This window comes from Streptomyces tailanensis (assembly GCF_008386495.1).
GTDB classification, from domain to species: Bacteria; Actinomycetota; Actinomycetes; order Streptomycetales; family Streptomycetaceae; genus Streptomyces; species Streptomyces tailanensis.
Genome location: NZ_VTHJ01000077.1, coordinates 28,592 through 38,671, shown reverse-complemented (window position 1 = coordinate 38,671; position 10,080 = coordinate 28,592). Strand labels below are relative to the sequence as shown.

Genomic DNA, 10,080 nt, shown 5'->3' with positions numbered 1-10,080 from the left:
CGGCTACTTCGGCGGCCCGCACGTCCGCTACGTCCTGGACGAGAACCCCATGAGTTTCTGATCAATAGAGCCCGGTGACTACGACGAGGCCATCGACTCCATACGGGCCATCGGTGACCCGCCGGGAGTGGTGAGTCACGGTACTCCCGATGAGCGGCAAGATGCCTTCGAGCAGGGGTACAACACAGGAGAGCCCACCGAGTGCATCGTCAGCTATTGGCCGGGGGCTGCGGCGGCACTCGGCCTTTCCTGAGTCTGACCAGCCTCGCGTTTCGTTCGCGTACGGCGGCCGTTGAGGCGGAAACACGAAAGTGCCTTCCTGACCCGGGACGATGAGCCTTGCTGAGGGGTTCTGCCGGTCCAGGCGGAGGGCACTTTCCACGTGCAGGCCATCGGGTTGCGTCCCAAGATCCAGGTCAGTGCTGACGGTTCGGGGGTGGTCCGTCATGCCGGGGCACGGTTGCTGGCGGATCTCGCTGATGCCACCGGGCTGACCGCCGCGTACTCCGCCGCTCTCAGGCCGCTTCGGCCTCACAGGACCGGACATGATCCGGGCCAGATCGCCACCGAGTTGGCGGCGATGCCGGCCGACAGCGGCTAGTACTGCATCGGTTGGGGGACGTGTCGGGCTCCAGGTCGTTGGTGGTACGTGGGTGGGAGCGTGTCGATTGAAGAAGTCCGCGTTGGGCTGCGGGGTTGAGTGGGTTGCATGGCCGGTTCGGATCGCAGGGCGCCAACTGGCGGATTCGTCTCGGTGATACGCCCCGTTTGTGACGTATCACCGAGACGAAATTGCCAATTACCGAGTCCCTACGGGATTCGTCAACGGTGCCGGACCCTCGACGGAGGCCGGGGCCTCGCGCGTACCTGACACAGCTATTTGCCCAGGCCTGAGTAAGTTTTCTGGAATACTGCCTCGCTGAGCCGAGGGCAGGGGCGGCGGGGGCGAATCCAACACGCTCACGACAACCGCGGCGGAGCCACCCCCGCAACCCCCGCCTCATACAACGCATCCCCCACCCGCAACACCACATCATCCCGATGCCGAGCAGCCACCACCTGCAACCCCACCGGCAACCCCTCCCCATCCACCCCCACCGGCACACTCGCAGCCGGCTGCTGCGTCAGGTTGAACGGATACGTGAACGGCGTCCACCCCGTCCACCGCCGACACCCCGCCCCCCGAGGCACCTCCACGCCCGCCTCGAACGCGGTCACCGGCACACTCGGCGTCACCAGCACGTCGTACCGCGAATGAAACGCCCCCATCCGCCGCCCAAGATCCATCCGCACATCCACAGCCGCCAGATACTCCAGCGCCGAAACCCGAGCCCCCATCCCCCGAATCTCCCGCAACCCCGGATCCAGCAACGCCCGCTGCCCCGCCCCCAGCCCCTGCGTCACCCGAGCCGCCCCGCTGAACCACAGCACATGAAACGCCTCCACAGGATCGCTGAAATCAGGATCGGTCTCACTCACATACGCCCCCAGCCCGGCCAACGCCTCCACCGCCCGCCGCACCACACCCCCGACCCCCGGCCGCACCGCGACCTGCCCGCCGAGCGAAGCCGAGTACGCGACCCGCAACCCCCGCACCCCACCCCCGAGCGCGTCCACGAACGACCCGGAGACCGGCCCGAGCGCCGACCAGTCCCGCGCGTCGGGCCGGCTGATGACATCCAGCATCAACGCGGCATCCGCGGCGTCTCGCGTAAGCGGTCCCACATGGGCCAGCGTCCCGAACGCACTCGCGGGATACAGCGGCACCCGCCCATACGTCGGCTTCAGCCCGAACACCCCACAGAAGGCAGCAGGAATCCGCACACTGCCACCCCCGTCCGTCCCCAGCGCCAACGGCCCGGCCCCGACCGCGACGGCGGCCGCCGCACCCCCACTGGACCCTCCGGCGGTACGCGAGAGGTCGTACGGATTCCGCGTCACCCCACTGAGCGGCGAGTCGGTGACCCCCTTCCACCCGAACTCGGGAGTCGTGGTCTTCCCCAGGAACACGGCACCCTGCTCCCGCAGCCGCGCAACGGAAGGCGCGTCCTCCTCCCAACTCCCCTCCGTGGAAATGGTCTTGGACCCCTTCAGTGTCGGCCCACCCCGCATCAGCAGGATGTCCTTCACCGTGACCGGCACCCCGTCCACCGCCCCGACCGGCTCCCCACGCCGCCACCGCGCCTCCGACGCCCGGGCCTGCTCCAGCGCCGTATCGGCATCGAGCCGTACGAACGCATTCACGGCCGGCTGCACCCGCTCGGCCCGCTCCAGAACCGCCCGGGTCACATCCACCGGACTGAACTCACCCTTCCGGTAACCCTCCACGAGCCGTACGGCGGTCAGTCGCGTGAGATCCATCAGAACCCCTAAGACAGTCCCTAGTGCCCGGGCACGTACCCGCGCTGCTTGTCGACCACATTGGGCAGCGGCTTGCCCGCCTCCCAGAGCCCGTACAACTCCACGAACTGCGCGCCGAGTTGATCGCGCCACCCCACGGTGTCGCCGCTCATGTGGGGCGAGACGATCAGCCCGGGTACCTCCCACAGCGGATCGTCCGGGCCCAGCGGTTCGCGCTCGAAGACATCCAGCGCCGCCCCGGCGATCCACCGCTTCCGCAACGCCTCCACGAGCGCCTCCGTCACGACGAGCTGCCCGCGCCCCACGTTGACGAACCGCGCGGAGGGCTGCATGACCCCGAAGCGGCGCGCGTCGAACATGCCGTGCGTCGCCTCCGTCAGCGGCGCCGCCGCGATCACCCAGTCGGCGCGGGCCAGCAGCCGATCCAGATCCGCGGGCCCATGAACCCCGGCACGCGCGACCCGCCCGACCAGGGCGGTATGGACCCCGATGACCTTCAGATACCGCGCGACGGCCCGCCCGATCGGTCCCGACCCCACCACGCACGCCCGGCTCCCCGCCACCCGCAGGCCCTCACGGTGCCGCCACTCCCGCCGCCGCTGCAGCTCCAGCGTGTGCGGCAGATCCTTGGCCATGCTCAGGACGAGCGCGGCGACGTACTCTGCGATCGGCTCCTCGAACACCCCGCGCGCGTTCGTCACCACCGTGTCGGACGCGGCCAGTTCGGGGCACAGCAGATGATCGACGCCCGCGCTCGCCGTGTGCACCCAGCGCGGCCGCGGACCGCCGCCCGGCCAGGCGTCCCGTACCGCGCGGGAGGCGAAGTCCCACACGAGTAGCACATCGGCGTACGGCAGCCGCGCGGCCAGCGTGGACGCGTCGGCGTGCTCGATCGTCGCCCGCCCGGTGAGCCGCCCGAGCCGGGGGAGTGGCTCGGCGTCGAGGACGAGAAGGGTTGGTCGGGACATTGAGGCCATAGTGGGGGGAACCTGTCCGTAGTGTGTCCTTTGGTGTCCTTTTAGGCTGTCTCTTAGCGTCCTTCGATGTCCTCAACCGCGGGCGAGAACGGCTCGACCGGCCCCTCGGATGCGTCTGACATGGGCTGATTGACCACGCTCGCACCCGAACCTACCTTCGTCAACACGGACTTGCGTACGGTCTGTCGTCCACCCATATCTCTCCGTGAGGCTGGTGGCTGCCATGAACATCTCGTTTCTCGGAGGACCCGGGCCGCAGCGCGGTGTCGGGGTCATCGCCCCGTTCGACTTCGCCCTCGATCGCGAACTGTGGCGCTGGGTCCCGGACGACATCTCCCTGCATCTCACCCGCACGCCGTACGTCCCGGTGGAGGTGAGCCTCGACCTGGCCCGTCTGGTCTCGGAGCACGAGACGCTCCACGAGGCGGTACGGGCGCTGAACGAGGTCGCCCCCGAGGTCGTGGCCTACACCTGCACCAGCGGCAGCTTCGTCGGCGGGGTCGCCGGGGAGCGGGCCATGGGCGAGGCGATGACCCGGGCCGGCGCGGCGCACGCGGTCACCACCTCCGGCGCCGTACTCGACGCGCTCGCCGAGCTGAACGCGCGCAGTATCGCCCTGGTCACCCCGTACACGGTCTCGGTGACCCAGGTCCTGGAGGAGTACCTGGCCGAGGCGGGCATCAGGGTCACCGGCCGCTGCTCGCTCGGCCTGGTCCGGCACATCTGGAAGGTCCCGTACCGCGATGTGGTCGGCATGGCCCACGAGGCGGTCGGTACGACCACACCGGAGGCCCTCTTCATCTCCTGCACCAATCTCCCCACGTACGACGTCATCCCCCAGCTCGAAGCGGAACTGCGGATGCCGGTGCTCTCGGCCAACCAGGTGACGATGTGGGCGGCGCTGCGTCATCTGGGTACCCGGGCGGTGGGCCCGTACCAGGCTCTGCTCGACGAGTCGGCCAGGCAGTCCTTCGGTGCGGGGCCGGTTCCGCCACCGCCGGTACTGCCGGAAGAACAGGAAGGTTGGGCATGACCGCACTAGGTTTCCTCTACCCGGGCCACTCCGCCGAGGACGACTACCCGCGCATGGAGCAACTCCTGGGCAGCGACATCCGGGTGGACCTCGTGCACACCGACATCGGCGAGGACGCCCACCGCGTGGACGCCCTCCGTGAGATGGGCGCCCCCGAACGCCTCGCCGCCGGCTGCGAGGCCCTCCGTCTGGCCGGCGCGGAGGCCGTCGTCTGGGCCTGCACCAGCGGCAGCTTCGTCTACGGCTACGAAGGCGCCCACGCCCAGATCCGCACCCTGGCCCGCGCCGCCGGCATGCCGGCCTCCTCCACATCCTTCGCCTTCGCCCACGCGATCGGCGAGCTGGACGCCCACCGCGTAGCCGTGGCAGCGACCTACCCCGACGACGTAGCCCAGCTCTTCGCGGACTTCCTGGGCGCCTCCGGCGTCGAGGTCGTCTCCCTCCACGGCGCCGGCATCATCACAGCGGCAGAGGTAGGCACCTGGACCCTGGACGACATCCTCACCCTCGCCCGCACAGCCGACCACGACCGTGCGGACGCGATCCTCCTCCCGGACACCGCCCTCCACACGGCTTCCCACATCCCCACCCTGGAAAAAGAACTCTCGAAACCAGTCCTCACGGCCAACCAGGTCTCAGTCTGGGAGGCATTGAGGCTGACAGACAGGAGGGTCAACGCCCCGGAGCTGGGCGCGTTGTTCACAAGGGAACCAATCGTGCAGGTGTAACCGCAGACCAGCACCCGCGCCCGTAAGGGGCGCGGGGCTGTGTCGATTTGCGGCTCCGCCGCGTGGGCGCGACAAGCCCCCACCCACCCGCACCCGCCAACGACCCGATGGAACCGAGCTGGAAGGCATGGCGGGGTCGAAGGGGCGGCAGCCCCTGGGGATGGGAACGCGTAGGGACGGCGGGGCGGGAATAACCGGAGTCATCCTCCTGTTACCCGAAAACGCACCCCACCCCCACCCCAGGAGGCACCCCCGTGACCACAGACGAGATACGAGGCGAAGCCAAGGGAACCGCCCCCGCCCCCCTCTCCGTCCTGGACCTGGTCACGGTTGGCGCAGGCCACACAGCCACAGACGCCCTCCGCACAAGCGTCACCCTCGCCCGCCAGACAGAAGCCCGCGGCTACCACCGCTACTGGGTCGCAGAACACCACTCCATGCCAGGCGTGGCATCAACGTCCCCCGCAGTGATCCTCGCCCACCTATCCGCCCACACCACCCACATCCGCCTCGGCTCAGGCGGAGTCATGCTCCCCAACCACGCCCCCCTGGTCATAGCGGAGCAGTTCGGCACACTCGAAGCAATGGCCCCCGGCCGCATAGACCTCGGCCTAGGCAGGGCCCCCGGCACAGACGGCCCCACGGCGGCCGCCCTCCGCCGCACGGTCACCCTCCACGAAGGCGCCGACGACTTCCCCGACCAACTCGCGGAGCTCACCCGCTTCCTGGACGACGACTTCCCCGACGGCCACCCCTACCGCCGTATCCACGCGGTCCCGGGCCCGATCCAGGCCACCTCACCCGGCGGCGTACAGTCCCCGCACCGCCCCCCGATCTGGCTCCTCGGCTCCTCCGGCTTCAGTGCCCGCCTGGCCGGCACCCTCGGCCTGCCCTTCGCCTTCGCCCACCACTTCTCGGCGCGGAACACGATCCCGGCCCTCGACCTGTACCGCGAGTCGTTCCGCCCCTCCGCGGTCCTCGACGCCCCGTACGCGCTGATCGGCGTCTCGGCCCTGGCCGCCGACGACGAGAAGGAGGCCCGCCGCCAGGTGAGGGCGGCCGCCCTGAACATGGTCCGCCTGCGCACCGGCCGCCCCGGCCTCGTCCCGACCCCGGAGGAGGCGGAGGCGTACGAATTCAGCGTGGTCGAAAAGGACTTCATCGACTCCTGGAACGCGGACGTCGTCCACGGCGGCATCGACGAGGTCACCACCCGCCTCGACGACCTCCAGAAGCGCACCGGAGCCGACGAGTTGATGCTCACCACGCACGCCCACAACGCCGACCTGCGCCTGCGCTCGTACGAACTGATCGCGGACGCCTACGACTTGCCGCGGAAGTAGGGGGTGTTCAGGCCCGAGGACAGGCCGCCGTCCCCAGTATCTCGGCGATCCGCTCCGGCGACACCGCCCGGGAGTACAGCCACCCCTGCCCGGTGTCGCAGCCGAGCCGGCGCAGCCGGGAGGCCTGGGCGTCGGTTTCCACACCCTCCGCGGTGACGGTCAGCCCGAGCCGGTGGGCGAGTTGGACGAGGGCCTCGACGATGATCTCGTCGGCCGGGTTCGGTTGGCCGTCGTCCTCGGCCTCGTCCTCCTGCGGGGTCCCGTACTGGAACCCCCGTACGAACGCCCCGTCCAGCTTCAGTACGGAGACCGGCAGTCGGCTCAGGTACGCGAGGTTGGAGTACCCGGTGCCGAAGTCGTCGATGGCGATCCGTACGCCCATGTCGCTGAGGGCCTTGAGGGCCTGGAGGGGGCGGCCGGCGGAGCCCATGAGCGCGGACTCGGTGAGTTCGAGCTGGAGCAGGTGCGGCGCGAGCCCGGTCTCGGCGAGGATCTCGGCGACGTCGGCGACGAGGTCGGAGTCCCAGACCTGGCGGACGGCGACGTTCACGCTGACGAAGATCGGGGCGCGGTCGGGGTGGTCGAGCTGCCAGCGCCGGGCCTGGCGGCAGGCGGTGGCGAGGATCCACCGCCCGAGCTGGACGATCGAACCGTCCTCCTCGGCAAGTGAGATGAACCGATTCGGCGTCAATACGCCGAACTGCGGATGGTGCCAGCGAACCAGCGCCTCCACCCCGCGCACTTCGCCGTCCGCCATGCCCACCAGCGGCTGGTACTCCAGAACGAACTCGCCCCGCCCGACGGCCGCCCGCAGGGTGGACGACAGGGCCTGACGGGTCATCCGGTGCGCGTTTCGCTCGGGGTCGAACAGCGTCCAGCGGGCCTTTCCGTCGGCCTTCGCCCAGTACAGCGTCGTATCGGCGGCCTGCATCAGCCCGGTCGTCGTCGTACTCGCCGACTGCCGCTCCACGACCCCGATCGAGGCGGAGACGGACAGACGCTGACCGGCCAGGTCGAACGGGGCCTGCAGGGCCTTGAGGACCGACTCGGCCAGGTCGGCGAGTTGCTCGGTGCCGGTGGAGTCCTCGACCAGCAGGGCGAACTCGTCGCCGCCGAGTCTGGCCACAAGCGGCGCGCCGGCGGAGGTGCCGGGCAGGGCGCAGACCCGGGTGTGGCCCGCCGCCTCGGCGCACCGGGTGAGCCGCTCGGCGACGGCCGCGAGCAGCCGGTCGCCGACGCGGTGGCCGAGGGTGTCGTTGACCGCCTTGAACCCGTCCAGGTCCAGATAGACGAGGCCGATCCGGCCGGTGCCGACCACGTCGTACGTGTCGTAGGCGTCGTATGCGTCCCGCTCCAGGGCGGCGGCGAGGCGTTCGAAGAAGAAGGCGCGGTTGGGGAGCCGGGTCACCGGGTCGTGCATCTGCAAGTGACGGAGCCTGGCTTGAAGTTGACGGTTGTCGCTGATGTCGGAGACCGAGAGCAGGATCGCCCGCTCCTCCTCGGGCAGCGGCGCCACCGACACCTGCACCCACAACGAGGTCCCGCCGGGACGTTTGAGCCGGCGTGTGCAACGCAGCCGGGCCTGCCGCCCGCGCAGCACCTCGCGGTACGCGTGCCAGGTGCGCGGGTCCGAGGCCAGGTCCACCAACTCGGCCGCGACCCGCCCCGCCAACGTCTCCGCCGCGGCCCCGAGCAGCGCCCCCATCGCCGCGTTGGCGGTGACGACCAGCCCCTCCCGGTCGACGACGGCCATGGCCAGCGGCGCAGCGGAGAAAGCGGCGGGAACAGCGGGCGCGTCGGAGGCGGCAGGGTGCTCCGGTGTGGGTGCCTGTGTCGATGCCGATGTGGGTGCCGACGACTGAACCGTACCATTGACGTGACGCTCTGTAATCGCCGGCCGGACGAGGTCTACCGCGGGCGCCGGCCCTTGGGACGTTCCGCTCACCGTTCGCTCCCGCAGTGCACTCGTTTTCGTACGGATCTCTCAAGCCGTGTCCGTGCAGGAAAGTGTGCCGATCATAGAGGCAGGCCCCAGGGCCTTCTAGTCACTCCCCAGTCTCCCTGAACAACGACCTGATCCGACAGATCGTTTCTGCCCCGAGCTGAACGACTTCTCCGAGACGTCGATGTGGGGTGGACGCTTGTGACGTTCCGTGAGTGTCGGGGGCGTCGGTCCCTGTCGACTATCTGACCGCCTCTCACTCTTCCGGTGTAGACAAACAGGGCAAAGTATTACTAATTCCGAAAATCTGGATGCGGTGTCCCCAAGATCCGCATCCGGAGGTCTCCGTGCAGCGTCAGCTCCCCGATCCGCGCAGGGCGGCGGCCATGGCGACCTCGCTGACCGCGCTGGCCGCCACCTCGCTGATCGCGGCCCCCTCGGTCGCCGTACCCCTCTCCGAGCCATGCGCGCTGCGGCGGACCCACGCGCACCACTCGGAAGGCCTGGACACTTGGAACTCCGCATATCCGCGTCCCACCCGTGACCTCGATGCCGTACTGGTGTTCCTTTCTTTCCCGGACGCGACCCCCCTTACCACTCCGGCCGAGCTGACCGCCGATCACTTTCCCGCCACCAGCCAGTTCTTCGAACGCGCCTCGTACGGCAAGTTCGCGCTACGTCCGCATCCGCGCGGCGAGTGGTTGCGGATGCCGCAGCCGTCGACGGCGTACGCCATACGACGTGACTGGCACGCGGCCGACCGTGCCGCTTACCTGAAGGACGCGCTCGCGGTGGCCGATCCGTACATCGACTTCTCCCGCTACGACATCGTGTACTTCATCGCCGACCCGCACGCGCCCGGCGTCGACTCGGACGCGACGAAGGTGGTGAATCTCGAGACGCCGCTGGAGGTCGACGACACGGACCTCCGCCGGGTCGTCACCGTGTTCGAGAACCACCCGCCGGACCGCCTGGTCCTCGCCCATGAGACCGGCCATGTCTTCGACCTGCCCGACCTCTACCACCGTCCCGCCGACGGCAAGGGCGACTGGGACACTCACGTCGGCGACTGGGACCTCATGGGCAGCCAGTTCGCCCTCGCCCCGGATCTGTTCGCCTGGCACAAGTGGAAGCTGGGCTGGCTGGAGCCGCATCAGGTGAGGTGCGTGCGGGGGGTGGGGAGTACGCGGTTGATCTTGGAGGCGGTGGGGGCGGGGTCGGAGTCGGGGCTGTCGGGGGCGTATGTGAGTGCGGGTGCCGGCGTAGGCGGTGGTGTGGTGGCCGGGGCGCCGGCCTTCGGTCCCGGTCGGGGGACGAAGCTGGCGGTCATCCGTACCGGTCCCGACAGCGTGCTCGCCATCGAGGCGCGGGGCGCGGTCGGCAACGATCACTCCGTCTGCACCCAGGGCGTCCTCGTCTACCGCATCCGCGGCGGCGCCGAGTCCGGCAGCGGCCCCATCGAGGTCCTCGACGCCCATCCGCGCACCGAGGCCTGCTGGGAGGACTCCGTCTATCCGCCGCTCGCGGACGCCCCGGTCGGGGTCGGGGAGAGCTTCACGCTGCCGGGGGAGGGGGTACGGGTGGAGGTGGAGGGCCGTACGCCGTCCGGGGCGTGGATCGTGGAGATCGCGACGGGATGGAGCCCTCCGACATAACGGAAGAAGCCCCTCGCTTCCGCGAGAGGCTTCTACGTGTC

7 protein-coding genes and 1 pseudogene are annotated in these 10,080 nt (G+C 69.7%); 5 read left to right on the top strand and 3 right to left on the bottom strand.

Going from position 1 to position 10,080, the window contains the following annotated elements:
- Positions 1-352: 352 nt before the first annotated feature.
- A pseudogene (locus F3T56_RS48805) lies at positions 353-598 on the top strand (IS1380 family transposase); the annotation flags it as partial.
- Between the two features lie 362 nt (positions 599-960).
- Here the strand turns inward: F3T56_RS48805 and F3T56_RS39930 are convergent.
- Positions 961-2,364, bottom strand: a complete 1,404-nt coding sequence (locus tag F3T56_RS39930; RefSeq protein ID WP_149830369.1) for an amidase — start codon at positions 2,362-2,364, stop codon at positions 961-963.
- A 17-nt stretch (positions 2,365-2,381) separates the two neighbouring features.
- Positions 2,382-3,338, bottom strand: a complete 957-nt coding sequence (locus F3T56_RS39925; RefSeq protein ID WP_149830367.1) for a D-2-hydroxyacid dehydrogenase — start codon at positions 3,336-3,338, stop codon at positions 2,382-2,384.
- Between the two features lie 223 nt (positions 3,339-3,561).
- Between F3T56_RS39925 and F3T56_RS39920 the strand changes: the two genes are divergently transcribed.
- From F3T56_RS39920 to F3T56_RS39910, 3 genes are all read left to right on the top strand, one after another.
- A complete protein-coding gene (locus F3T56_RS39920) occupies positions 3,562-4,371 on the top strand; it encodes a maleate cis-trans isomerase family protein (RefSeq protein ID WP_172639366.1) in 810 nt (269 codons plus the stop codon).
- Complete coding sequence (locus F3T56_RS39915; RefSeq protein ID WP_149830365.1) at positions 4,368-5,099, top strand: maleate cis-trans isomerase family protein; 732 nt, start codon at positions 4,368-4,370, stop codon at positions 5,097-5,099. Before F3T56_RS39920 ends, F3T56_RS39915 begins: the two co-directional genes overlap by 4 nt.
- 254 nt (positions 5,100-5,353) lie before the next feature.
- Positions 5,354-6,442: an LLM class flavin-dependent oxidoreductase gene (locus F3T56_RS39910; protein ID WP_149830364.1), complete on the top strand. Its 1,089-nt coding sequence runs from the start codon at positions 5,354-5,356 to the stop codon at positions 6,440-6,442.
- Between the two features lie 7 nt (positions 6,443-6,449).
- Here the strand turns inward: F3T56_RS39910 and F3T56_RS39905 are convergent, their stop codons facing one another.
- A complete protein-coding gene (locus tag F3T56_RS39905) occupies positions 6,450-8,387 on the bottom strand; it encodes a putative bifunctional diguanylate cyclase/phosphodiesterase (RefSeq protein ID WP_149830363.1) in 1,938 nt (645 codons plus the stop codon).
- Between the two features lie 308 nt (positions 8,388-8,695).
- On the opposite strand from F3T56_RS39905, the gene F3T56_RS39900 reads away from it, so the two are divergent.
- Positions 8,696-10,039: a M6 family metalloprotease domain-containing protein gene (locus F3T56_RS39900; RefSeq protein ID WP_149830362.1), complete on the top strand. Its 1,344-nt coding sequence runs from the start codon at positions 8,696-8,698 to the stop codon at positions 10,037-10,039.
- Positions 10,040-10,080 lie beyond the last annotated feature (41 nt).

Bases quoted from the DNA above. Each gene is read 5' to 3' on its own strand.
- F3T56_RS39925 (WP_149830367.1), bottom strand. From the start codon at position 3,338: ATGGCCTCAATGTCCCGACCAACCCTTCTCGTCCTCGACGCCGAGCCA.
- F3T56_RS39920 (WP_172639366.1), top strand. From the start codon at position 3,562: ATGAACATCTCGTTTCTCGGAGGACCCGGGCCGCAGCGCGGTGTCGGG.
- F3T56_RS39915 (WP_149830365.1), top strand. From the start codon at position 4,368: ATGACCGCACTAGGTTTCCTCTACCCGGGCCACTCCGCCGAGGACGAC.
- F3T56_RS39900 (WP_149830362.1), top strand. From the start codon at position 8,696: ATGCGGTGTCCCCAAGATCCGCATCCGGAGGTCTCCGTGCAGCGTCAG.